This is a genomic window from Anoxybacillus amylolyticus, assembly GCF_001634285.1.
Lineage (GTDB): Bacteria > Bacillota > Bacilli > Bacillales > Anoxybacillaceae > Anoxybacteroides > Anoxybacteroides amylolyticum.
The window spans coordinates 433,715-457,520 of the sequence record NZ_CP015438.1; the positions used below are offsets into that span (position 1 = coordinate 433,715).

The 23,806-nt window shown below is 37.3% G+C and carries 23 protein-coding genes and 1 pseudogene; 22 read left to right on the forward strand and 2 right to left on the reverse strand.

From position 1 onward, the window contains the following. Window positions 1-182 precede the first annotated feature (182 nt). Window positions 183-1,028, forward strand: coding sequence for a hypothetical protein (locus GFC30_RS02175; RefSeq protein WP_066322702.1), 846 nt, complete (start codon window positions 183-185; stop codon window positions 1,026-1,028). A gap of 32 nt (window positions 1,029-1,060) precedes the next feature. Here the strand turns inward: GFC30_RS02175 and GFC30_RS02180 are convergent, their stop codons facing one another. Next, window positions 1,061-2,242 (reverse strand): IS701 family transposase, encoded by a 1,182-nt coding sequence (locus tag GFC30_RS02180; RefSeq protein ID WP_066322703.1) that lies wholly within the window; start codon window positions 2,240-2,242, stop codon window positions 1,061-1,063. A 64-nt stretch (window positions 2,243-2,306) separates the two neighbouring features. On the opposite strand from GFC30_RS02180, the gene GFC30_RS02185 reads away from it, so the two are divergent. The 21 genes and pseudogenes from GFC30_RS02185 (at window position 2,307) to GFC30_RS16800 (ending at window position 21,447) form a co-directional block, all read left to right on the forward strand. Further along, a complete protein-coding gene (locus tag GFC30_RS02185; protein ID WP_238583529.1) occupies window positions 2,307-4,244 on the forward strand; it encodes a hypothetical protein in 1,938 nt (645 codons plus the stop codon). A 241-nt stretch (window positions 4,245-4,485) separates the two neighbouring features. Further along, window positions 4,486-4,971, forward strand: a complete 486-nt coding sequence (locus GFC30_RS02190; RefSeq protein ID WP_066322704.1) for a tetratricopeptide repeat protein — start codon at window positions 4,486-4,488, stop codon at window positions 4,969-4,971. Window positions 4,972-4,993: 22 nt separating this feature from the next. Next, a complete protein-coding gene (locus GFC30_RS02195) occupies window positions 4,994-6,574 on the forward strand; it encodes an O-antigen ligase family protein (RefSeq protein WP_066322705.1) in 1,581 nt (526 codons plus the stop codon). Window positions 6,575-6,580: 6 nt separating this feature from the next. Beyond that, on the forward strand, window positions 6,581-7,555 hold the full coding sequence (locus GFC30_RS02200; protein ID WP_066322706.1) for a glycosyltransferase family 2 protein: 975 nt from the start codon (window positions 6,581-6,583) through the stop codon (window positions 7,553-7,555). A gap of 22 nt (window positions 7,556-7,577) precedes the next feature. Then, the gene (locus GFC30_RS02205) at window positions 7,578-8,384 is read left to right on the forward strand and encodes an ABC transporter permease (protein WP_066322707.1); all 807 of its coding nucleotides are present in this window, start codon (window positions 7,578-7,580) and stop codon (window positions 8,382-8,384) included. Beyond that, window positions 8,374-9,594, forward strand: a complete 1,221-nt coding sequence (locus GFC30_RS02210) for an ABC transporter ATP-binding protein (protein ID WP_066327035.1) — start codon at window positions 8,374-8,376, stop codon at window positions 9,592-9,594. Before GFC30_RS02205 ends, GFC30_RS02210 begins: the two co-directional genes overlap by 11 nt. Then, the gene (locus GFC30_RS02215; RefSeq protein ID WP_238583554.1) at window positions 9,594-12,491 is read left to right on the forward strand and encodes a glycosyltransferase; all 2,898 of its coding nucleotides are present in this window, start codon (window positions 9,594-9,596) and stop codon (window positions 12,489-12,491) included. The genes GFC30_RS02210 and GFC30_RS02215 overlap by 1 nt, the downstream gene beginning before the upstream one ends. Before the next feature lie 59 nt (window positions 12,492-12,550). Further along, window positions 12,551-13,450 (forward strand): glucose-1-phosphate thymidyltransferase RmlA, encoded by a 900-nt coding sequence (gene rmlA, locus GFC30_RS02220; protein ID WP_066322709.1) that lies wholly within the window; start codon window positions 12,551-12,553, stop codon window positions 13,448-13,450. Then, on the forward strand, window positions 13,437-13,988 hold the full coding sequence (gene rfbC / locus GFC30_RS02225; RefSeq protein WP_066322710.1) for a dTDP-4-dehydrorhamnose 3,5-epimerase: 552 nt from the start codon (window positions 13,437-13,439) through the stop codon (window positions 13,986-13,988). Before rmlA ends, rfbC begins: the two co-directional genes overlap by 14 nt. Before the next feature lie 15 nt (window positions 13,989-14,003). Beyond that, complete coding sequence (gene rfbB / locus GFC30_RS02230; RefSeq protein ID WP_066322711.1) at window positions 14,004-15,023, forward strand: dTDP-glucose 4,6-dehydratase; 1,020 nt, start codon at window positions 14,004-14,006, stop codon at window positions 15,021-15,023. Beyond that, a complete protein-coding gene (rfbD, locus tag GFC30_RS02235) occupies window positions 15,023-15,871 on the forward strand; it encodes a dTDP-4-dehydrorhamnose reductase (RefSeq protein ID WP_066322712.1) in 849 nt (282 codons plus the stop codon). Before rfbB ends, rfbD begins: the two co-directional genes overlap by 1 nt. 82 nt (window positions 15,872-15,953) lie before the next feature. Next, window positions 15,954-16,823, forward strand: a complete 870-nt coding sequence (locus GFC30_RS02240) for a glycosyltransferase family 2 protein (protein WP_066322713.1) — start codon at window positions 15,954-15,956, stop codon at window positions 16,821-16,823. Window position 16,824: 1 nt separating this feature from the next. Beyond that, the gene (locus GFC30_RS02245) at window positions 16,825-18,231 is read left to right on the forward strand and encodes an undecaprenyl-phosphate glucose phosphotransferase (RefSeq protein ID WP_066322714.1); all 1,407 of its coding nucleotides are present in this window, start codon (window positions 16,825-16,827) and stop codon (window positions 18,229-18,231) included. Window positions 18,232-18,593: 362 nt separating this feature from the next. Continuing rightward, window positions 18,594-18,887, forward strand: a complete 294-nt coding sequence (locus tag GFC30_RS02250) for a DUF3467 domain-containing protein (RefSeq protein ID WP_409978494.1) — start codon at window positions 18,594-18,596, stop codon at window positions 18,885-18,887. Beyond that, window positions 18,887-19,270, forward strand: a complete 384-nt coding sequence (locus GFC30_RS02255) for a hypothetical protein (protein ID WP_066322715.1) — start codon at window positions 18,887-18,889, stop codon at window positions 19,268-19,270. Before GFC30_RS02250 ends, GFC30_RS02255 begins: the two co-directional genes overlap by 1 nt. Beyond that, the gene (locus tag GFC30_RS02260) at window positions 19,239-19,496 is read left to right on the forward strand and encodes a DUF2283 domain-containing protein (RefSeq protein WP_066322716.1); all 258 of its coding nucleotides are present in this window, start codon (window positions 19,239-19,241) and stop codon (window positions 19,494-19,496) included. Before GFC30_RS02255 ends, GFC30_RS02260 begins: the two co-directional genes overlap by 32 nt. Before the next feature lie 198 nt (window positions 19,497-19,694). Next, window positions 19,695-20,178 (forward strand): annotated as a pseudogene (locus GFC30_RS02265) (JAB domain-containing protein). 12 nt (window positions 20,179-20,190) lie between these two features. Beyond that, entirely contained in the window at window positions 20,191-20,379 is a 189-nt protein-coding gene (locus GFC30_RS02270) for a hypothetical protein (RefSeq protein ID WP_179946283.1), read from the forward strand. Between the two features lie 130 nt (window positions 20,380-20,509). Continuing rightward, window positions 20,510-20,752 carry a hypothetical protein gene (locus GFC30_RS02275; RefSeq protein ID WP_066322717.1) on the forward strand — a complete coding sequence of 81 codons (243 nt, stop codon included), beginning with the start codon at window positions 20,510-20,512 and terminating at the stop codon, window positions 20,750-20,752. Further along, the gene (locus GFC30_RS02280) at window positions 20,739-21,107 is read left to right on the forward strand and encodes a type II toxin-antitoxin system VapC family toxin (RefSeq protein ID WP_066322718.1); all 369 of its coding nucleotides are present in this window, start codon (window positions 20,739-20,741) and stop codon (window positions 21,105-21,107) included. Before GFC30_RS02275 ends, GFC30_RS02280 begins: the two co-directional genes overlap by 14 nt. 112 nt (window positions 21,108-21,219) lie before the next feature. After that, a complete protein-coding gene (locus GFC30_RS16800) occupies window positions 21,220-21,447 on the forward strand; it encodes a hypothetical protein (RefSeq protein ID WP_148660350.1) in 228 nt (75 codons plus the stop codon). Window positions 21,448-21,778: 331 nt separating this feature from the next. On the opposite strand, the gene amyS is transcribed toward GFC30_RS16800, so the two are convergent. Continuing rightward, window positions 21,779-23,620, reverse strand: a complete 1,842-nt coding sequence (amyS, locus tag GFC30_RS02285; protein WP_409978507.1) for an alpha-amylase — start codon at window positions 23,618-23,620, stop codon at window positions 21,779-21,781. Between the last annotated feature and the right edge of the window lie 186 nt (window positions 23,621-23,806).

Here is a 23,806-nt window from a genome sequence, read left to right on the forward strand (position 1 = left end):
GTGGAGCGATGGGGAATAAACATCAAGATATAGCAACATACGCACCATTTACTTCTATTGCCTACTGATAGGTTAATAGGAATGTTTTGACCCCGTTAAACCTTTTAGGCAATGATTTTACTAATCTTTGTTTAGTACTCATTGCTCTAAAGTTTAGATAAAGAAGGGAGACGTACTACTCTATGGACAAAAAGAAAGCTATTAAACTAGCGACAGCAAGCGCAGTTGCTGCAAGTGCGTTTGTCGCTGCAAATCCGAACGCTTCTCAAGCGGCTACTAATGTTGCTTCTGTTGTAAGCCAAGCAAAAGCACAATTCAAAAACGCTTACTATGCTTACAGCCAAGTAACAAGCACTGGTCAATTTGCAGACATCAACAAAGTATACGCTGAGTACAACAAAGCGAAAAAAGCATACGCTGATGCGGTAGCATTAGTGAAAAAAGCAGGCGGCGCAAACAAAGACGCATTGCTTGCAGATTTGGATGCTACATACAACGAGTACGTAGCAAAACGCGTTGTCACTTACATCGACGCATACAACTATGCAGTGAAATTGGACGCAATGCGTAAAGACTTGCAAGCGGCTGTTGATGCGAAAGATCTTGTAAAAGCAGAAGATCTTTACAACAAAATTTCTTATGAGTTGAACAAACGCACAGTGATTTTAGATCGCGTGTATGGACAAACAACTCGCGACTTGCTTCGTTCTCAATTCAAAGCAGCTGCTCAACAACTTCGCGACAGCTTAATGTATGACATCACAGTTTCTGTGAAGCTAAAAGCTGCGGAAGAAGCAACAAACAAAGGCGACCTAGCTGCAGCTGAAAAAGCATTAGCAGAAGCTCAAGACGCATTAACAAAAGCAACTGCGTTCAAAGCGGATTTAACTACAAAACAAGCAACTGTAAAAGCTGCGTATGAGGCGAAAGTTGCTCCTGCGGTTGTAGGTGTAAGTGCGGTTAACTCTAGAACAGTACAAATCAAATTTAATAAACCAACTGTAGTTGAGCAATTTCAATTACAATAATTACCATGTAAAAGAGACAAACAGGGTACCCCTTATGCCACGTGGAGCTGTTTTTTCACGGTATCAATGGGAATATTTTGTTTCGCTGCATGGTAAATGAACTCCACGAGGCTATGTCCTTTTCTCTTGCGCAGGAGATCGAGCCCATCCGAAAAATCGCTGTTAGACTCGAATAGGCTGTACACGTAAGCAAGCTGCACCAAGATCCAGTAACGTTTCACCGCTCGATGATGACGAACGCGGTACCCATCGAGTTTCAGCTGGTCTTTCGCTTGACGGAAAAAACATTCGATCGACCAACGCTCGGCATAGTAGCGCAAGATGTCTTCGTCGCTTAGCTCCCAATCGGTGCTCAAGACGCAATGAAGATGTTCCGGTGTCATCGGTTGATCGGCTTTCCAAACAAGTAGCACCACCGCATCATCGAGACCGTTGAGCGCTCCTTCGTAACGATAGACGCGATAGCGCTCTTCTCCCACCGTGACGAGGCGGGTGTCATTCGGTTCGAGATAGCGGGCAAACTGCTTCGCTTGGATGGCGATGCCTTTCGGATAGAGAATCCGGTTCGTCTTAAGCATCGCGATGACGTGGAACCCTTTTTTCAAGCAGGCTTCCACGAGTGCTTTCGATGGATACCAAGAGTCCATCAGTACATAAACAGGACGACTCACATCCAAAGAAGAAAGCATCTCAATCGCGAGTTTTCCTTTGCTTTTTCCAGCCTCCTTGTCGTAGGGGCGAAAAGCAAACGGAAACGCTTGAGTCATCGTATGAACCATGAGCCAAACGAGAGAATGCCCCCAAATCGATTTTTTCTCTGTGTGAGAATAATGCCAATCACACCCTTGAATAGCGCATGTTGCCCGTGACGAAGGCTTCGTTTTTTGGCAAATCGTATCATCGATGGAAACAAAAATGGGTTGATTCTTCTGTTTGGCGATGCGTTCGACACGATGAAGCATCCACTGCTGGAGTTTGCGGAGCAATGTCTCTTCATCCCACGGACTTTTCGTGAAAAAATGGCTCAGTGTCGTGCGATGGTTCGGATGAAAACTCCCATGATGTAGATCGGTCAACGTTCCCGAAAAACCTTTCGTCACCATCGCATCCACGATATGAACGAGATGCTTCATCACAGGTTTCGAGAAATAAAGCGCCAACCCCAACGTCGTGAAAAACTTGTGGATTCCTTGATGATGTGCTAATCTATTCATGAGACATGAACCTCCTTGTGTGAATGGTTGGTAGCACATCTATTCTAACCAAGGAATCGGGTTCATGTCTTCTTTTTTGTCTCAATGTAAATTTATGTTATCGATTTTGCTCATCTACAGTAAACCAATTGATGCTTCAACTGTATTAGTTGATAAAGGTACTACTGATACGTCTGATGACACGTTGAAGACTACTTCAATTGTGTTTACTGCGCTTGATGGGCAACCTGCTATCAGCCAAACAGATATTAAAGCATCTTTAAGCGATGATAAGAAAACTTTGACATTAGTTGCTGCTAACAGTGATTTCTTTACAAAACGTTACGTTGTTGATATTAAGAACGTTAAAACAACTGATGGCAAAGATGTTCCTGCGTACACAACAACGATTGATACAACTGATTCAGTAAGACCTGCGGTTCTATCTTATTCTTATGCAGATAACGGCTTAACGTTAAAAGTTAAATTCTCTGAGCCGTTAAATAGCGTTGGTACAGTGAAGCTTTATGATGGAACGACTGAAATTTCAGTATCTCCAAGCTTTGCTGCTGGCAGCGATGAAATGACAATTAACTTAGCTTCTTCGTCTGTGCCAGTAAATAAAGCCTTAACATTGAAAATCTTTGGCGCTGTTGATTATAACGGAAACGTAATTAATCCAAACCCAGCAGAGCTAACAGTTATGAAAACTACTGTTGATACAACTAAACCTACTGTTCAAAGCGTTGAAGCAGTAAACGACAAGACTGTTAAAGTTACATTCAGTGAAAAATTATTAGGTAATCCAACAATTAAAATTGGCGGTACTACTGCTGCTTCCGTTTCTGTTGATTCTACAGGTTTAGTTTATACAGCAACATTGAATAGTGCTCAACCTGGAATTCAAGCAGTTGAAGTAAGCAGCTATACAGACCTTGCTGGTAACGCAGGAGATGCTTACACGAAAGTAGTTAATTTGCAAGCTGATAGAACGGCACCAAAACTAGTAAGCAGCCAAGTAGTGAAAATTAATGGTGTTGAAAACCTTGTTCTTACATTTGATGAGGAAGTAACTACTCAAAACGCTATTACTGTTATTCGAAACACTGATAATTATGTTGATGAAAACAATGTGCGTAAAGCTGTTGGTGTAAACGTTACAACGGATAGCGTGAACTTTAAGTTGTATAACCCTGTAAATGGTAAATCAAAATCTGTTACATTAGATATCTCTTCCTTACCGAAAGGAACATATACAGTTACTTTACCAAACGGTTTAGTACAAGACTTAGCTTCAAGCCCTAACGCTTATGCTGAAGGTAAGCAAATTACATTTGTACGCGGCACTGATAGCTTAACTACAAAACCAGCTCTTACTAGCGTTGATACAAATGGCGTTGAAGTAGTAGACAACAACACATTGTGTTTCACGTTTACTCAAAACTTAGATGCTTCTGCGCTTAACTTGTCTAACTTTAATATTAACGGTTTAGCTTTATCTAAAGCTGTATTTGATGGAGCAACGAATAGAATTCTTGTAACTCTTGCTCCGGGAGCTAATACTTGGACAGGAGCTCATGTAATTACAGTAAGCAACATTAAAAACGTATCTGGTCTTGTAATGGATACAGTTACTACTACTGAAACTATGAAAGAAAATGTAGCTCCAACATTTACAGCAACATTAACTAGCGCAGATGTAATTAGAGTAGACTTTAGCGAACCAGTTGCTAACTCTACTATTTCTACTGTACTTTCTGGCTCTAACTTCACTGTTAAAGTAGATGGTGTTTCAAATACAGTAGCAGGAGTTTATGAAGACAGCGCTGCTGGTACTGTGGTAGTTGGCAACAAAGGATACAAAACAGTTTACTTAAAACTTTCGTCACGAGTAACTGATTTAACGAAACCAATTACTGTTTCTGCTACCGGTATCGTTGACGTTGATCAAATTGGAGCAATTACATCTTCGAATGTTGTAGGAAACACTGTTTCAAGTGACGTAGTAAACGTTGCAAAATAATATTTTAGGTGTGTGATTGTTTCAAAATGAGAAGTCCTGCAGAGAGATATCTCTCTTGCAGGACTTTTTACTTATACTCTAATGATATCTTGCTCTGTTTATTGTATAAAATTTGAATAAATTTACCCTTTTTTAGAGATCATGGGTATATTTATTTGAAGAAACACTTGCTTTATTGAGAATAATCTACTAAAATTTACAGGTAGAGGATTGTCGATTTTTAGTAGAATGAGGCGAATGGATGATGAGTGAAAGACTGAGTCGATATGTATTCTACGGCCTTATTATTTTCGTTCTTATAGGTATTAGCTATGCTTATTGGAAAGGAGAACGGCAAGACCAGCAGTTTAAGCAGGATTATATTCAGTATCAGCAAGCTTTTGAATGGATCAAGCAAGGCAACGGGGAGCAAGCGCTACCGTTATTACAACCGCTTTTAAAAAAATACCCAGATCGTTATAACATTATGCGCTATGTTGGGTTAGCCTATGCGATGAAGAACGACTTTCAACATGCGTCTCTTTATTATGAAAAAGCTATTACACAACGGCCTTTCCTGCAGGAAGATCCGATTTTCACATTACAGTTCGGCGAAATTTTGTATTTTAATGGGGAGTACGCAAAGGCGAAGGCATATCTCGAAAAAAGTAAGCAGCTGCCGGGATCCGAAAACTACCATTCTAGAATTGATGAACTTCTGACCCTCATTCATCAACGAACAAAATAATCGCTACATAAGGTGGATGTCTATGTCTGATTTATATAGATATTTAAAAATTGAGCGCGATGAGGAAGAAGACAGGCTTGAAATAGAAAAAGTGGACCGATTTTTGTTTTTCGGACTCATCTTTACTTTAGTCTTTGTTCCATTATTAACAAGAGTACATATTACCGATTATATCAGCCCGTCCATTACGGAAACGGATATTTTAGATACGGGAAAGAAAGCAGATGTATTTACTTATTACAAACACATTTTATTGCTAATTTCCACTGCATGTTTAAGTCTACTATTTATATATAAGGTTGCCGTGCTTAAGTATTCTATACCAAAAACAAAAATAAACATATCGTTAGCTTTGTTAGCGATCTTTATTACTTTGTCGGTTGTTTTTGCGCCGTATAAGACGCTTGCCCTTTATGGAATGTATGACAGAAACGAGGGGGCTATTACGTATCTTTGTTATTTAATGTTGTTTTTTATCGCTGCGAATATTCATTATACAGAGAAGAGGCTAAAATGGGCATTGTATTGCCTATACCCATTTGTGCTGATTAACGCTTTGTTGGGGATTGTTAATTTTTACGGTTATAACGTACTCGAATTAAACTGGGTGAAAAAATTGCTTTACTCAAATCTTCCCCAAGGCGCAAAATTGACGGAAGGTTCGCGGTTACTTGCGACCATTAACCACGGGAACTATGTAAGTGGGGTTTCGGCTGTTCTTACGACCCTTTTCTTCACTTGGGCATTATTAGATAAAAATAAGATCAGAAGTATTATAAATTTCGTGATGTCTTTACTATGTTTTGCGATGTTGTTAAGTTCTCTTTCGGTTAGTGGATTTCTTACATTAATGCTTACCCTTCCGCTTGTCTTTTCGCTTGTTTTTAAAGCAATATACAAACGTAAATTCGCAGTTACTTTTGCCGTTTTTTTAGTCGGAGCAGCATGCATTTATGTTGTCATGGTAAATCATAATCCGAAAGTATGGGATGAAACGTTTGGGTTTTTTATAAAAAGCAATCCGTTTGCGGAAGCTCGTGCTGTAGTCAATGAATTCCAGCAAGCTTTTGATGCAAGTCATGTATATGCCGAAACTGGATCAAATCAAGAAAATAAGGAGTATCAACTTCCACAACTTCCTGAATCAGGAGTTGGTCCTGGATCGGGACGTTTATACATATGGAAAAAAACGTGGGAACTTATTCAGTATCGTCCATTATTTGGATACGGTCTTGATACACTTCCTTACTTTTTCCCGCAAGATGACCCTGAAAAGCAAGCCAATATCGAGACATATACTGTTATAGTCGATAAGCCGCATAACATGTACATCGGTATTGCTTACGGAGCTGGTGTGATTGCCCTGCTTGCGTTTGTTGCTTTCATTGTCAACATTGGGATATTGACAATAAAACGTTTGATCAATACGAAATTAGTTGATGATAAACAAGCTATTTTCGCAAGCGTCGCTATCGCTTGTAGTGCGTATCTCATTCAGGCGTTATTTAACGATTCCATCATCGGTACAGCCGTAATATTCTGGATATTGCTTGGATTGTTAGTTTCTTTCCTTATGCAAAATAAGCAGGAAAAAGTGAGTTGATTTTAAATGGAGATGCCATTGGTTTCGATTGTGGTTGCTACGTATTTTCCGCGTACAGATTTTTTCGAGAAACAGTTGCAAAGCTTGAATAATCAAACGTACGAAAATATTGAAATCATCATCTGTGATGATAGTGCTAATGATGCAGAGTATGAAAAAGTAAAGAAAATGTCGGAAAATATTATCTCTAGGTTTCCATGCAAGGTAATAAGAAATGAAAAGAATGTTGGAAGCAATAAGACCTTTGAGCAATTAACAAGAGAAGCCAATGGCGATTATATTTGTTACTGCGATCAAGATGATATATGGCTTTCTGAAAAGGTAGAGCGATTAGTGAGTCACATCACGAAACATCATTGCACACTCGTATATTCTGATTTGAGTTTAATAGATGAAAATGATCGTATCATTCATAAAAGTTTTAAGAAAAGCAATTTTAGACTAAAGCATGTTCATGGTAACAATACTTTTGCTCACCTAATTAATAGAAATAGCGTCACAGGATGTGCAATGATGATTAGGGCTGATGTTGCGAAGAGTGCGATACCTTTTCCTGACTACGATGAATTCGTACATGATCATTGGTTAGCAATTCACGCAGCTGTTAAAGGTTCTTTAGGATATATTAAAGAACCTCTTGTTTTGTATCGGATTCATTCGGGGAATCAAATAGGGAATCAACGTTTGGTGAATATTACAAATATAAATGATTATATTCGACATCGAATAGAAAAGCAGGGCAACAAATATCGCTTAACACTAGAACGGCTATCATTAACACTACAACAAAAGCAACTTGTTTATTTTCAAATTCATTTAACGGAAGCTAGAAAAAAATTTAGTCAGAAGCCTTGTTTGGGCAATTTTTTTAAAATAGTTCCTCTCATTAAATATGATATTATTTTATTTTTGTTTGAATTAATGATTTTCACAGTACCTTTTACATGTTCAACATGGATTTTTAAAAAGTTAAAATATTAGTCTCACGAATGAGGAGTTAGAAATGCGACTATTAGGTGATATAAGAAGCTTATTTTTACATAGAAGTTTGATTATGCAATTCATCAAAAGAGAAGTGAGAAGTCGTTATCAAGGTTCATATCTAGGCATTGTTTGGTCATTTATTACACCACTAATGATGTTAATGATTTATACATTTGTCTTTAGTGTAGTGTTCAAAGCTCGTTGGGGAACAAGTTCAGGGAATAGCAAAGTGGAATTCGCATTACTCTTATTTTCAGGACTTATTGTATTTAATATTTTTTCAGAAGTAGTATCTAGAGCGCCAATGTTAATTACGAGCAATGTGAATTATGTGAAGAAAGTAGTGTTTCCTCTAGAAATATTGCCTATAGTTATCCTTGGTTCTTCTTTATTTCATTTAGGAATTAATATAGTGATTTTAATTATGGCCATTTTAATTTTTACAGGAAAAATATATTGGACTGTAATCCTGCTTCCTTTAGTGCTGTTACCTATATGTCTATTTACTTTAGGATTAGGGTGGTTTTTATCGTCTTTAGGGGTATATATTCGTGATATTGGACAAGTAATGAGTGTAGTTATATCAGCTTTGATGTTTTTAAGCCCAATTTTTTATCCTATTTCTGCAATACCAAAGGAACTACAATTTTTATATTATATTAACCCGATTAGTTATGTTGTTGAAGATGTAAGACGTATAACTGTTTGGGGGCTCCTTCCACACTGGAATTGGCTCATAATTGGTACGGTATTTGGTGTTATTACAGCATTATTAGGGTTGATATGGTTCAAGAAGACAAGAGGAGGTTTTGCGGATGTCCTCTGATATAGCTATAAAGGTAGAAAATTTGAGTAAGATTTACCAAATATATGATAGACCGATTAATCGACTCAAGCAAAGTTTACTTAGAGGAAGGAGAAAGTATTATCGTGAATTTACAGCTCTCAACAATGTTTCGTTTCAAATTCGAAAAGGTGAAACGGTAGGTATAATTGGAAGAAATGGATCGGGAAAAAGCACCTTACTTCAAATACTAGCTGGAACATTGACACCTACTTCAGGTTCCGTTGAAGTAAACGGAAGAGTGGCAGCTTTACTTGAGTTAGGTAGTGGATTTAATCCAGAATTTACAGGAAGAGAAAATGTTTATATGAATGGAGCCATCCTTGGTATTTCTAAGGAAGAGATGGACCGACGTTTTAACGAAATTGCAGAGTTTGCGGATATTGGTGATTTTATTGACCAACCGGTTAAAACATATTCAAGTGGGATGTATGTTAGATTGGCATTTTCTATTGCTATAAACGTAGATGCAGATATTTTAATCGTAGATGAAGCATTAGCTGTTGGAGATATAAAATTTCAAATCAAGTGTATTGATAAAATGAAAGAAATAAAAAATAAAGGAACAACAATTTTATTTGTATCTCATTCCGGTGAGCAGGTAAAGAGGTTCTGTGACAGGGCTATCTGGCTTCAAAACGGAAATGTGCGACATATCGGTTCTTCCAGTGAGGTAGTAAATCAGTACGAAGACTCCCTTCAATTAGAAATGCTTAAAGATCAGCAGAGAGAAGTAGCTGCTAGTATTGAGAGAATTAATAAAAATGAGCAAGAGACCGAGTTGAATGTAGATATTATTGCCAAAATTAATTCTGTTACAATGGATAAAATTCGTATTAAAACGTTTGAAGAGCTAGTTGTTTACATTAAATATACTATATTTACGAATGAAGTTCCTAATTTTTTATTAGGAGTAGCTATATATGGAAATGACCGCAAATATATTTTTGGTCCCAATACTTATTTGGATAAGGTCAATGTTCCTAAAACAAAAGGAACTCACACTGTAATGTATAAAATCCCAAAAGTCCCACTGCTTGCTGGAACTTATTTTGTAGATGCGGGTATTTTCACTGACGGTGGACTGGTATGTATTGATTATAAAAACGATGTATGTCATTTTAATGTTGAAAGTGATTATTTTACTGAAGGGCTTGTACATATTGAGCATGAATGGAGAGTTGTGAAGTGATGGAAAAAATCCCTTTTGATCAATACCAAAGATATAAACATGTAGCCGAAATTATTAATTTGGTAAGGGAAAAAGAGAAATATTGCATCCTAGAAGTAGGAGCAAATGAGCATAGAAACTTAGAACATTTTTTACCCAATGATCAGATAACTTATTTAGATATAGAAGTTCCAAAACATTTAAAGGATGAGTCTAACTATATACAAGCTGATGCAACAGATATGCCGTTAAAAGATAAAACTTTTGATTTCGTCATAGCTCTAGATGTTTTTGAACATATTAGTAATACAAAAAGAGAAAAGTTTATTACTGAAATAAAGCGTGTAGCTAGAGAGGGATTTATTATCGCAGCCCCTTTTAATACCGAAGGAGTGGAGAAAGCGGAGATTCGTTTAAATGAGTACCATAAAGCACTTTATGGTGAGAATTTTCGTTGGCTAGAGGAACATCGACAAAACTCTTTGCCACAATTCAATGATACACTAAAGATTTTAAGAGAAAATAGTATCAACTTTATTGAATTTGAACATGGTTCGTTATTTTTATGGGAAAAGTTAATGAGACTACATTTTTTAGTTGCTAGTAGTAATAAGCTAAAAAATTACCGTTTTGTTATTGACGAATTTTATAACAAGTATATCTATGAGAGGGATTATAGTGTTCCATGTTATCGTAAATTTATTGTCTCATTAAAGAGTGCAGAAAAATTAGAGATTATTAGATCTAACATTACGATTAGAAAAAATAATAGCGTAATAGATTCAGACATAATAAATAAATTATTAGATTTAGAAAATAGTATTAAAGATTTAAATTTAATTGAAATACAAAATCAACAGTGTTCTACATATGATAAACTATGGAGTTCAATAATAAATGAACAAAAAATAGGGATACAACAAATACAGGAAATTTATAACTGGGTCTCCCAGCATACTCAAGATATACAAAATCTTATAGAGGATAGAGTTAATTTGTTAAAACAAGTGGAGAAGTTAACAGTCGAAAATCAGCATTTAAGGCAACAAATTGAAGATAAGGATACACATATTAGAAATATTGAAGCTATAAATCAAGCTATTGTAAATACAAAAGGTTGGAAATATTTAGAAATAATAAGGAGAGTAAGGAATTTTTTTCTTTTAAATAAATGGAATTCTATTCCTAAGGTAGTTAATAGAATTAAAACAAAGGGTTTAAGAGAGACTGTTAATCTAATTGAGAAAAAAATAAATTATGAAAATAATGATTATAATTACGATAAATGGATTAGAAGTCAAATTCCAAGCAATAGCGTTATAAATGAAATAAAAGTCGAAATTGAACAATTTTCGCAGAAACCAATAATTAGTATAGTAATGCCTACTTACAATACAGATAAAAACTTATTGGCTAAAGCTATTGATTCTGTAAGGAATCAAATTTATCCTTATTGGGAATTATGTATTTGTGATGATTGCTCCAGCAATAAAGAGGTATGGGAGTTACTTGAGGAGTATGCTAAGAAGGATAAAAGGATTAAGATTGTTCGAGCAAAAAACAATCTTAGGATTGCTGGAGCTACAAATAAAGCAATTGAATTGGCTAGCGGGGATTATGTTGGCTTCTTAGATCATGATGATGAATTAACAATTGATGCATTGTATGAAGTCGCAAAAGTTATTAATGAATGCAATCCAGACATGATTTACTCTGATGAAGATAAAATTGATGAGAACGGAATTTACTGTGAACCGTTTTTTAAACCGGATTGGTCACCAGATTATATATTATCAGTAAATTATATTTGCCACTTTGCTGTTTATAGAAAATCTATTGGCGATGAATTGGGATGGCTAAGAACAGATATTGAAGGTAGTCAAGACCATGATTTAGTTCTTAGATTTACTGAACGTACAGAAAAAGTGAAACATATTCCAAAAGTCTTATACCATTGGAGGAAAATTCCAACATCCACAGCTCAAAATGGAAATTCGAAACATTATGCATGGGAAAATGGGGTAAAGGTAGTTCAAGATGCCTTAAATAGAAGAAATATAGCTGGAAGAGTTACTAAAGGTAAAAGTTTTGGGCACTATGAGGTTAGAAGAAAGATAGATGAAGAAAAATTGGTATCGATTATTATTCCAATGAGAGATAAAGTAGAACTTATTCGGACTTGTATTGATAGTATTGAGAAAAAGACTACTTATAAAAATTATGAGATTATTATTATTGATAATGGAAGTAAGGAACAAGAAACATTAGAATATTTGTCAGCTACTAAACATAGAGTATTGCGTTTAGATGTACCTTTTAATTACTCTTATCTAAATAATCGAGCAGTAGAATATGCTCAAGGGGAGTATATATTATTCTTAAATAATGACGTAGAGGTTATTGAACCGGAATGGTTAACTGTAATGGTTGAACATATTCAGAGAAAAGAGGTAGGAGCAGTAGGAGCTAAACTGTATTATACAGATGGTAGGATTCAACATGCAGGAATAATATTAGGAATTGGAGGGATTGCTGGTCATTCTCATAAATATTTCCAAGGAGATTCATTAGGTTATTTTTCAATGTTGACAGATACAAGAAATTTTAGTGCTGTCACTGGAGCATGTTTACTTACTAAAAAATATTTGTTCAATGAAATAGGCGGATTTAATGAAAAAGATTTGGCTGTAGCTTTTAATGATGTGGATTTGTGTTTAAGAATTCGAGAGAAAGGTTATTTAATTGTACTTCCACCGAAGGCAGAATTATTTCATCATGAATCTGTTTCGAGGGGACATTCGCTGGACATTAAGGAAGTTAAGTATATGAAACAAAGATGGGGACATATTTTAGATAAAGATCCTTATTACAATCCTAATCTGACTTTAGAAAAAGAAGATTTCTCTTTAAATATTTAATAAATATCATTTTTAAAGCGTTATAAAGAAACTCTCACAAAATAAAAAGGAGATTAAAAATGAAAGGGATAATCTTAGCCGGCGGCAGCGGCACACGCCTATATCCTTTGACAAAGGCAATATCGAAGCAATTATTGCCTATATACGACAAACCAATGATTTATTATCCTTTATCTATTTTAATGCTCGCTGGGATTCGTGACATTCTTATCATATCTACTCCGAAGGATACTCCACGCTTCGAGCAGCTTCTTGGCGATGGTAGTGACTTGGGAATATCTTTATCTTATGCTGTTCAACCATCGCCTGATGGATTGGCACAAGCGTTTATTATTGGGGAAGAGTTTATTGGTAATGATAATGTGGCTCTGATTCTTGGAGATAATATTTTTTACGGTCATGGATTTACGGAGATGTTGGAACGAGCTGCATCGAGAAAGCGTGGAGCGACTATATTTGGATACAATGTAAAAGATCCTGAACGTTTTGGTGTAGTCGAATTCGACAAGAATGGTAAAGTTATTTCTATTGAAGAAAAGCCGGAAAATCCGAAGTCTACCTATGCGGTGACGGGTTTATATTTCTATGATAATCGTGTTATTGACATCGCTAAGTCGCTTAAGCCTTCTGCTCGTGGAGAACTTGAAATTACGGATGTAAATAAGGCGTATTTAGAACTTGGAGAGCTTCATGTGGAATTGCTTGGGCGCGGTTTTGCTTGGTTAGATACGGGAACACATGAATCATTACTAGAGGCTTCGCTTTTTATTGAAACGATTGAAAAAAGACAAAGTTTAAAAGTGGCTTGTCTAGAAGAAATTGCGTATCGTAAAGGTTACATTTCGAGAGAGCAGCTGCTAAAATTAGCCGATCCTTTAAAGAAAAATGGTTATGGGCAATATTTGCTCGATATCGCCAATCGGGTTAGTAAAGAAGGTGAATTAGTTGAAAATTATTGAAACAAGATTTAAAGATGCCTTTCTTATAGAGCCGAAAGTGTTTGGTGATGATCGTGGGTTCTTTATGGAAAGTTATAATGATAAAGTTTTCAAAGAATTAGGATTCAATTACGAGTTTGTTCAAGACAATCATTCTTTATCTGTGGAAGTTGGAACGTTGAGAGGTCTTCATTATCAGCTTGAACCCTTTGCTCAAACGAAGTTAGTTCGGGTGATTCGAGGGGCCATTTATGATGTGATTGTTGATATTCGTAAAGGGTCTCCAACCTATGGCGAGTGGCAAGGATTTATTTTAAGCGAAGGGAATAAGCGGCAGTTGTTAGTTCCAAAGGGCTTTGCTCATGGGTTTTGTACGATTGTACCAAATACAGAGGTGCTATATAAAGTAGACAATTATTATTCACCGAAGCATGATCGGGGAATTTGCTGGAACGATCCAGATTTAAAGATTGATTGGCCGACTCATTCTCCTATTTTGTCTGAAAAAGACAGTAAGCATCCTAGGCTGGCAGAAGCAGAAAATAATTTCACTTATTAAGGGAAGGAAATGCAGATGAAAGTATTGATTACAGGTGGAGCAGGTTTTATTGGCAGTAATTTTGTGAATTACATGGTAAAAAAATACCCAAACTATCAAATTATTAATTTAGATGCGCTTACATATGCCGGGAATCTAGAGAATGTGAAAGAAGTTGAAAATGAGCCAAACTATCGATTCGTAAAAGGGGATATTACTAACAGAGAGTTAGTTGAGTCGCTGTTTGCTGAAGGTGTCGATGCAGTTGTAAACTTTGCTGCTGAATCACATGTAGACCGCAGTATTACTGATCCGGGAGTATTTGTACGAACGAATATTCAAGGCACTCAAGTGTTGCTTGATGCAGCGAAAAAGTATGGTGTGAAAAAATATATACAGATTTCCACTGATGAAGTATATGGAACATTAGGAGAAACAGGTTATTTTACGGAAACAACACCGTTAGCTCCAAACAGTCCATACAGTGCAAGTAAGGCCGGTGCGGATCTTTTAGTACGGGCGTATCATGAAACATACGAGTTGCCAGTGAATATTACAAGATGTTCTAATAATTACGGCCCTTACCATTTTCCAGAAAAGTTAATTCCGTTGATGATTATTAATGCCTTAAACGATCAACCGCTCCCTGTTTATGGTGATGGTTTGAATGTTCGTGATTGGCTTCATGTGGAAGATCATTGTTCTGCGATTGATCTAGTGTTACATAAGGGAAGAAATGGAGAAGTATACAATATTGGCGGCAATAATGAGCGAACGAATATCGAAGTAGTAAAGGCAATTTTACGATATTTAAACAAACCTGAATCGCTCATTACATTTGTTGAAGATCGCCTTGGTCACGATCGACGCTACGCCATTGATGCGACAAAAATCCGTAAAGAGTTAGGATGGAAGCCGAAATATACGTTCGAAGAAGGATTAAAGAAAACGATTGACTGGTATTTAGAAAATCGTTCTTGGTGGGAAAACATTTTATCAGGTGAATACAAAGAGTATTATGAAAGACAATATGGACAGAAGTTAGGGAGATTATAATGAAGATTGTTGTCACTGGGGCAAATGGGCAGTTAGGTCAAGAGCTTGTAAGGCAACTACAGCAAACGAACTTTGAACTATATTCGTTTACAAAAAGTGATTTGGATATTACGAATGAGAGCATAGTAAATGAAGTTATTACAAAGATTAAACCTGATATCATCATAAACGCTGCTGCCTATACAAAAGTAGATCAAGCGGAAATAGAAGAAGAAATAGCTTATTTAGTGAATGCGTTTGGACAAAGAAGCTTGGCAGTGGCAGCGGAAAAAGTTGGAGCGAAAATATGTTACATTAGTACCGATTATGTATTTGACGGGAATTCAACGGTTCCTTATAGGGAATATGATCAAACAAATCCGTTAGGAGTATACGGAAAATCTAAGCTCGTTGGTGAGGAGTTAACAAAATCGTTATGTTCTCGATATTTTATTGTGAGAACAGCATGGGTATATGGAGAGTTTGGACAAAATTTTGTCAAAACCATGCTTCGACTGGCGAAAGAAAAAGAAGAAATTGGTGTTGTCAATGACCAAATTGGCTCTCCTACATATACGGTTGACTTAGCCCACTTTATTATTGAATTAGTCCAAACTGAGAAATTTGGAATCTATCATGCGACAAATAGTGAGGCATGTTCTTGGTACGAGTTTGCCAAAGCTATTTTTGAAGAAAGTAATATTCATGTGAAAGTAAATCCAATCACGACAGAACAATTTCCTAGACCAGCGGCACGACCTAAATACTCTGTGCTAGACAATTTTTCTTTGAAAGTGAATGGGTTTCCAATGTTAAGACATTGGCGTGAAGCGTTGAAAGAATTTTTAAAAACTGATTTTAGGATTTGAAGTGATATATTTACAACAGATCAATTATTTACTATAATCCGGTTAGTTAGGCCGGATTATTTTTTTACAAGCAGGTGAAACAATGGATATTAGCGTTATTATCGTTAATTATAATACACCGAAACTAACAGTTGGGGCGATTGAGTCTATCTTAAAATCTAAGACAAAGTATAGTTATGAAATTATTGTTGTAGATAACCATTCTTCGGATAATTCCGTCCATATCATCAAGGGAAAGTTCCCGAATGTGGCGGTGATTGAAAATAAACAAAATGTAGGATTTTCAAAGGCAAATAATCAAGCAATAAAATTGTCGAAAGGACGCTATATTTTGTTGTTAAATTCTGATACAATTGTAAAAGAAGATACCATTGAGAAAATGATAGAATTTATGGATAAAAATAAGAAGGTTGGAGCGAGCGGATGCGAGGTTGTTTTGCCGAATGGAGAATTAGACCGGGCTTGTCATAGGGGATTTCCAACTCCGGAGGCTTCTTTTTACTACTTAGTGGGATTGGCGAGACTTTTCCCAAAAAGTCCGCGATTTAATCAATATCATCTCGGCTATATGAATTTGAACGAACCGCATCCAATCGATTGTTTGGTAGGGGCATTTATGATCGTGCGCAGAGAAGTGATTAAGCAAGTCGGGTTATTAGATGAACAGTTTTTTATGTACGGTGAAGATATCGATTGGTGCTATCGAATCAAGCAAGCAGGTTGGGAGATTTATTATTGCCCATTTACAAGCATCATCCATTACAAAGGGGCAAGCAGTAAAAAGAAACCTTTTAAAATTGTTTATGAATTTCATCGGGCTATGTTTTTATTCCATAAGAAGCATTATGCTAGAAAATATCCATTTATAGTGAATTATTTCGTTTATATGGGCATAGCAGCCAAGTTCATACTTTCTGTAATAATTAACATTTTTCGGAAAATAGGTGGTTAAGGTGATCAGAGGGAGAGAGCGGTTTTTAACGAAGCTTTATGCTTTTGTCGATTTTGCGATGATGCAAGGCGCTTTTTTCTTAGCTTGGGTGCTGAAGTTTAAAGTATTTCACGACGGTGTTGGCGGTCATTTGCCATTGGAAGATTATTGGTTTTGGATTTGGGTTTATAGTGCTATTGCTATTATCATAGGGTATTTAGTAGAGTTGTATGCGCCGAAACGAAAAGAGAAATTTTCTAATGAGTTAGCGAAGGTATTGCAAGTACATACGTTGAGCATGTTTATTTTATTAAGCGTGCTCTTTACTTTTAAAACTGTTGATGTGTCGCGGTCGTTTCTATTGCTATATTTTGCATGGAATTTGACGTTAGTTTCGATCTATCGTTACGTTGTAAAACAAAGTCTCCGCAAGTTAAGAAAAAAGGGGTATAACAAACAGTTTGTTTTAATTATTGGTGCAGGATCGATTGGCAGAAAGTATTTTGAAAATCTTCAAATGCATCCGGAATACGGATTGGAGGTCGTTGGGTTTTTAGATGACTTTCGAACTAAGCATGCACCGGAGTTTGCTCATTATAAACCGATTATTGGACAAACTGCTGATCTTGAGCATGTATTGAGCCACCAGTTAATTGACGAAGTAATTGTTGCACTTCCTCTGCAAGCATATCCGAAATATCGAGAAATTATTGCAGTGTGTGAAAAAATGGGAGTTCGAGTTTCGATTATTCCTGATTTTTATGATATGCTTCCAGCTGTTCCTCATTTCGAGATTTTTGGGGATTTACCGATCATTAATGTAAGGGACGTACCGTTGGATGAATTAAGGAATCGCATATTGAAGCGTTCATTTGATATTATATTCGCTCTAATAGCGATTATTGTCACATCACCGATTATGTTATTGATTGCGATTGGAATCAAACTGACTTCGCCAGGGCCGATTATCTTTAAGCAAGAGCGGGTCGGACTGAACCGAAGAACGTTTTATATGTACAAATTCCGCTCGATGAAGCATTTGCCTCAGTCTGTTTCTGATACACAGTGGACAGTGGAAAATGACCCGCGGAGGACAAAGTTTGGGGCATTTTTGCGGAAAACAAGTTTGGATGAACTGCCGCAATTCTTTAATGTATTAAAAGGCGATATGAGCGTCGTTGGTCCAAGACCTGAACGTCCTTATTTTGTCGAAAAGTTTAAAGAGGAAATTCCTAAATATATGATCAAGCACCATGTTCGTCCTGGCATCACCGGATGGGCGCAAGTATGTGGATTGCGTGGAGATACGTCCATTAAAGCCCGCATCGAGCATGACATCTTCTACATCGAAAACTGGAGCCTGTTGTTTGATATTAAAATTATTTTTAAAACGATTTCGAATGGATTAGTGAATAAGAATGCATATTGAGGCTCACTCCACTGTCACGCCCCGAAGGTTGGTTTAATCGTTATTTTCTTTGTCCTTATCTTAAGTATAATTGCGTTAATATTGTTCTTGAAGGAATCAATGTTTCTAATTACCAAAGTATTAAATATTCAAGGATGAGAACGCCCTGAAGATTGTAGAAGATCGGTAAATAAATATAGCAATTTAATTTTTGTAAAATAATTTTTGTGCAATATTGAAGTATTTTGTAGCTTTTTGTCGAGGATTGAGGTGGGAGGAATGATTATCTTTACTAACCACATTGCATTTCCCATTTGTTAAAAATCTCAGTGATGCAGGAAAGCTTTTGGTGGTGTTAAAATATAATAATAAAGAAAGTAAGATTGGGGGAAGAGAATATGGATACAGTTCCTTTTAATGTTTATTGCAATTCCATTGATATTATGATGGGGCTTCATGACATTATCCTTAATCTTCAAAAGCAATCACCGACTGAAAATATATATCTTGGACAAGTAACGATGAGTCCACAACATGCGAAACAATTTGCTTATTTATTGTTAGAGCACGTCAAGAAGTATGAAGAAATATTTGGTGAAATTCCATCTCCGCCGAGTGAAGAAAAAATGCGCGAGCTTTCTGAACAAGGAATAATTGGCGTGAAGAGTGGGGAATAATGAAAGACGGGGATTATATATTTATTACTAAGGATCCTTTCGGAAAAGAAATTCGACTGAAAAGCACAACGTGGAACTATCACATTATTGGCGGAGATCACACTAGAGAGGAATTTGTTGGTCAAGAAGAAATGATTAAAGGTGTGATTCAAGATCCGTGTTTTATCTTACCGAATAATCCTGAGAATCAAAATGATACGAGACAAAAATATATCGATCTTGTCCAACTGCCGAAATTTCAGTCACTAAAAGCGTTAGTTGTCATTGTTGACCATCAAAATGTAGAGTACGGGGATGTGGTGACAGTTATTGCGAAAAATAGATTGAATCAAGAAATAGGGAGTGCTATTTATGTTCGTCCAAAATCTACAAGGGAATATTAAATACTCCTATGATTATGATCATGATGTCCTGTATATTTATTTTGGCGAGCCAAAAGTGTCATATGATGATGAAGCAGCCCCTGGTGTATTCATTAGATTTTCCGAAGAGGATGATGTAATTACAGGTGTTGTTATTATGGATTATAAGAAAAGAGATGTTGATGCGGTTACAAAACATATACCGATTCATATCAATTTTCACTCGATTAATGAACAGCTTCATTAAGGACGATGCCTAGGTGGTTGCGTGAACTGTTACGCCCCGAAGATCGATAGAAACAGAGAGTCGAATGGCTCTCTGTTTCTTTTTTTCATCCGCATTAAACGCGGTTTGAAGCATATATTATATTTTTGAATCGAAAGCCTCCATTCAAGGAATGGGGGTTATTTTTGTTTAGGAGGGAATGGAATGGGAAAGTACTGCATGAACCGCAAGCAACAAAAGGTACAGGGGGTGTTTTATCAGCCCGCGAAGCGTGTGAATATTGTGAGCCTCAAACTTGTTCGGGAGGGGAGTGTGTTGTACAAGGAGCGGCGTGTTCAATAGCCAGAGGATGCGTATAAGTTGCTGAAGCCGTTGTTGGCAGATGCGGATCGGGAGAAGGTTGCCGTCGTTTGTTTGGACACGAAAAATCAGCCGACGGCGATTCACGTTTGCCATATCGGGAGTTTGAATGCGAGCATCGTGCATCCATGAGAAGTGTTTAAGTCGGCGATTTTGGCAAATGCGGCGTCGGTGTTAGTGGCGCGCAATCATCCATCGACCGACCCGACGCCGTCAAGGGGAGACATCGAAGTGACAAAGAGGCTCTCGGAGGCAGGGAAAGTCATCGGCATCGACGTGCTTGATCAATCTCATCGTTTGTCCAGAACGGTTTGTGTCATTGAAAGAAAAAGGGTACATGTGAGGGGGAAGAATCATGCTGGACTGGGTTATTGCGAAAATGAAACGCGAATTTGGCGTGGAGGTGAAGGGGGAGGAAGTCGGATATGAAGCATATGAGTTTTACCATGACGAAATGGGCCAGTTGCTTATTCCTGTGGAACATGTGAAGAAGCTGCCGAATCCGCTGTTGTTGGAAGCGCTCATGTATGTTGAAAGGGTTTAAGCGGGAGACACGTCAATTAAATATTGGTAAAAAAATACATACAACAAAGTGAATTTTCATGTTATAGTGTACAGTTAAATGGTATAATATGTTTAAGAAGTTCCATTTTAATTGAAAGGAGCGAAAAGGTATGGATTTTGTGAGAGTAATAAAAAACAGCAATGATTTGGAAAAATTCATAGATATACCTAAAGGATTGAAAAATAGGAAAGTAGAAGTCATTATCCTTCCCTATACAGATAAAGAAGATGTAGAACAAGTGGAAAAAAAGAGCTTGAGGGGAGCTCTGTCAAAATATAAAAACGAGGTTTTGCGAGCTCAAGAAAGCGATGCTTGGTCTAAAGCCGTGGTGGATCAATATGAAAATCGTTGATGCAAACATCATCCTAAGATATCTGCTTAATGATCATGATGATTTGTCAGAGAAAGCCGCAACGATTATTGAAAATAACAAAGTGTTATTGCCGAATGAGGTAGTAGTTGAAGTCGTTTATGTTCTTGAAAAAGTGTACAGAGTAAAAAGTGACGAGATATGCGATACTCTTTTAGAACTGTTTAAATACGATAATATCGACGTGAATGATATTGAAATATTAGAAGAAGCGCTCATTCTGTTTAGAAAAAGACGGCTGGACTTTGTCGATACCCTTTTATACGCCTATAATAAAGTGAAGGGATACCAGGTATATACTTTTGATAAGAAGCTAAACAAGGTGCTTGAGGAATAGGCATCACTTGTTGGCACGGTGCCTGCCACGGTTTGAAGCATATATTATATTTTTGAATCGAACGCCTCCATTCAAGGAATGGGGGCTATTTTTGTTTTAGGAGGGAAAGCGTGTGAATATCGTCAGCTTGAGGCTTGTTCCGGAGGGGAGTGTGTTGCGGCGCATTTATATACATGCAACTGGGGAGTTTAACTTATTTTTTGACTGTCGGAGGCAAGCCAAAGGCTTGCCTCTGTCACGCGTTCGCGTGACAGAGAACCGAATAACGAGCCCCCTCCCAGACAACTTCATTTGTCTGGGAGCGGTGTTGTTCGGGCGCCCGACAGTCGAAAAATGTTAACACTTCAATGTGCATTTATATAGTCGCCGACGGATGCGTACAAGCTACCGAATCCGTTGTTGTTGGAAGCGCTCATGTATGTCAAATGAGTTTAAGCGGGAAGTCGACACGTCAATTAAATATTGGTAAAAAAATACATACAACAAAGTGAATTTTCATGTTATCGTGTACGGTTAAATGGTATAATATGTTTAAGAAGTTCCATTTTAATTGATGTCGTATTAGAAAACCAAAAGGATATGGGGTAGGTGTGTCATCACTCGATGTATCTCGAAAAGAAAAAGCCGATCACGATAGCAGTGTTCGGCTTTTCGGTTATCACAGAGAATGGCTATGGCACGTTCCAGCTGGCTGTATATGCTCCGGATGTAGCAGTTGGGACGGTGTATGTTCGATTCGATATATTCTCCCAAATGACATTTCCTGATCCATCTTTTTTGATAAATTTAAATTGTATGTTTTGACTTTGAGGAAGAGGGACTGTCACTACCCATGTTGGATAAGAAGACGGCGTCATTTGAACTGCGTTGACTGGATCCCAGTTGCCCAGCTGCGAAATATTCCCGACAACGTATACATTTTGTCCCCAAACGGTTGTGGCATTATTTACAGTAAATGTGATTTGGGAAGTGGTTGATGTTTTTGGAACCCATATGGATACAGACCCTCCATTGACTTTAAATTCTCCCCATCCATCAGCGTTGATTGTCACTGTATCACTTCGATTGCCGGTTAAATCATAAAACGTTTTGCCAGCGTGTTGTTTGCCAACATACATCCATTTGCTTCCGCCAGGCCCGTCGGTAATGAGTGCAGCAAGTCCCGAATTTGCTTTTTCAGCCACTCCTTCCCGCGTCCAACCGATAATATCCGCATTGTCAATATAGTCGTGCTGTGTTCCATAGGCATAATCTCTTCGGGCAATTAACAGCGGATCAAGTTTGCTTTTCAGCGCAGGAATGTTGTATTTTGGAATACCATAGTAATCTCCATAAAAGACGCACGGATAACCTTCTTGGCGGGTCAAGATAAATGCGTAAGCTAACGGTTTAAACCATGGCTCGACCCATGACTGTAAAGATTGTCCTGGCTCAGTATCGTGATTATCCACTAATGTGACTGCTAATGTAGGCTGATCTTTCATCAATGTGTTGTTGAGTAATGTGCGCATATCAAAATAACCGCCTGATTTCGATGCTATATAAAAATTGTTATGCAGCGGGGCATCGAATAGGGACATAGAGCCGTTCGTCTTTGTAATATAGTTGTGCAGCTTGTTAGTGTCATAGCTCCAAAATTCTCCAACGGCAAAAAGAGGCTTTTGTGTTTGGGTTCGTACATACGATAGCCAGTCTGGGAAAAAGCTATATTTAATATGCTTCACTGCATCCAGACGGAATCCGTCGATATTGGTTGTGGTTACATACCACTTTCCCCAATTTTTTAGTTCGGATACAACCTCTGGATGATCCATATCCAAATCTGCATACATGAGATAGTCATAATTCCCGTTTTCTGTATCTACTTCCCAATCCCATGCTTTTCCTGTGCCGCGGAACTTGTAAATACGATTTAGTTTTCTACTCTCATCCCAGTCCGTTCCATCGAAATGATACCAACGCCATTTAAAACTAGAATAGGTGTTTCCACGACCAAGAAAATCAAATTTTGTCCAAGCCTGGATTTGATATGTTCCTGATATTTCTTGATTGCGGTCAGAAGGATTTACTTCTACTGCATCCACTAGTTCTGTTCCGTCTGCACCGGCTTTATGGTTAAAGACGACATCTGCATATACTTGCATCCCTGCTGTATGCGCCGCTTGGATTGCTTGGATATATTGCGTTTTTGTCCCGTATTTTGTTCGGACAGTTCCTTTTTGATTAAACTCTCCTAGGTCATATAAATCATAAACGCCATATCCAACGTCACTGCTGCTTGTTCCTTTATAGGCAGGGGGAAGCCAAAGGGCAGTAATGCCAAGATTCGCTAAAGATTGGGCGTTATTTGCTACTTTCGTCCATAGTGTTCCATCGTCTGGAAGGTACCATTCGAAATATTGCATCATCGTTCCATTCACTGGAACACTTCCAGCGCGGACTTTTTCTGTTTGAATGGAAAAAGGAGCAATAAACGAAAACAAAAGAAGTAGAGATACAATCCACGGAAAGATTTTTTTGAATAGGGACATGTGTACGCCTCCTTTTTTATTTTACATGTGGAAAGAAGAACGGCATCACCTCCAAAAATAATAAAGAGTATTTTGGGAAAACGTTTGCACAAGTTTACGGATGATTGAACGATGAGGAAAAATCTTCTGATGGTTATTATACGATTGGTTGGTAGCGTTTTCAATAAA

Bases quoted from the DNA above. Each gene is read 5' to 3' on its own strand.
- GFC30_RS02175 (WP_066322702.1), top strand. From the start codon at position 183: ATGGACAAAAAGAAAGCTATTAAACTAGCGACAGCAAGCGCAGTTGCT.
- GFC30_RS02180 (WP_066322703.1), bottom strand. From the start codon at position 2,242: ATGAATAGATTAGCACATCATCAAGGAATCCACAAGTTTTTCACGACG.
- GFC30_RS02185 (WP_238583529.1), top strand. From the start codon at position 2,307: ATGTCTTCTTTTTTGTCTCAATGTAAATTTATGTTATCGATTTTGCTC.
- GFC30_RS02190 (WP_066322704.1), top strand. From the start codon at position 4,486: ATGATGAGTGAAAGACTGAGTCGATATGTATTCTACGGCCTTATTATT.
- GFC30_RS02195 (WP_066322705.1), top strand. From the start codon at position 4,994: ATGTCTGATTTATATAGATATTTAAAAATTGAGCGCGATGAGGAAGAA.
- GFC30_RS02200 (WP_066322706.1), top strand. From the start codon at position 6,581: ATGGAGATGCCATTGGTTTCGATTGTGGTTGCTACGTATTTTCCGCGT.
- GFC30_RS02205 (WP_066322707.1), top strand. From the start codon at position 7,578: ATGCGACTATTAGGTGATATAAGAAGCTTATTTTTACATAGAAGTTTG.
- GFC30_RS02210 (WP_066327035.1), top strand. From the start codon at position 8,374: ATGTCCTCTGATATAGCTATAAAGGTAGAAAATTTGAGTAAGATTTAC.
- GFC30_RS02215 (WP_238583554.1), top strand. From the start codon at position 9,594: ATGGAAAAAATCCCTTTTGATCAATACCAAAGATATAAACATGTAGCC.
- rmlA (WP_066322709.1), top strand. From the start codon at position 12,551: ATGAAAGGGATAATCTTAGCCGGCGGCAGCGGCACACGCCTATATCCT.
- rfbB (WP_066322711.1), top strand. From the start codon at position 14,004: ATGAAAGTATTGATTACAGGTGGAGCAGGTTTTATTGGCAGTAATTTT.
- rfbD (WP_066322712.1), top strand. From the start codon at position 15,023: ATGAAGATTGTTGTCACTGGGGCAAATGGGCAGTTAGGTCAAGAGCTT.
- GFC30_RS02240 (WP_066322713.1), top strand. From the start codon at position 15,954: ATGGATATTAGCGTTATTATCGTTAATTATAATACACCGAAACTAACA.
- GFC30_RS02255 (WP_066322715.1), top strand. From the start codon at position 18,887: ATGAAAGACGGGGATTATATATTTATTACTAAGGATCCTTTCGGAAAA.
- GFC30_RS02260 (WP_066322716.1), top strand. From the start codon at position 19,239: ATGTTCGTCCAAAATCTACAAGGGAATATTAAATACTCCTATGATTAT.
- GFC30_RS02270 (WP_179946283.1), top strand. From the start codon at position 20,191: ATGCTGGACTGGGTTATTGCGAAAATGAAACGCGAATTTGGCGTGGAG.
- GFC30_RS02275 (WP_066322717.1), top strand. From the start codon at position 20,510: ATGGATTTTGTGAGAGTAATAAAAAACAGCAATGATTTGGAAAAATTC.
- GFC30_RS02280 (WP_066322718.1), top strand. From the start codon at position 20,739: ATGAAAATCGTTGATGCAAACATCATCCTAAGATATCTGCTTAATGAT.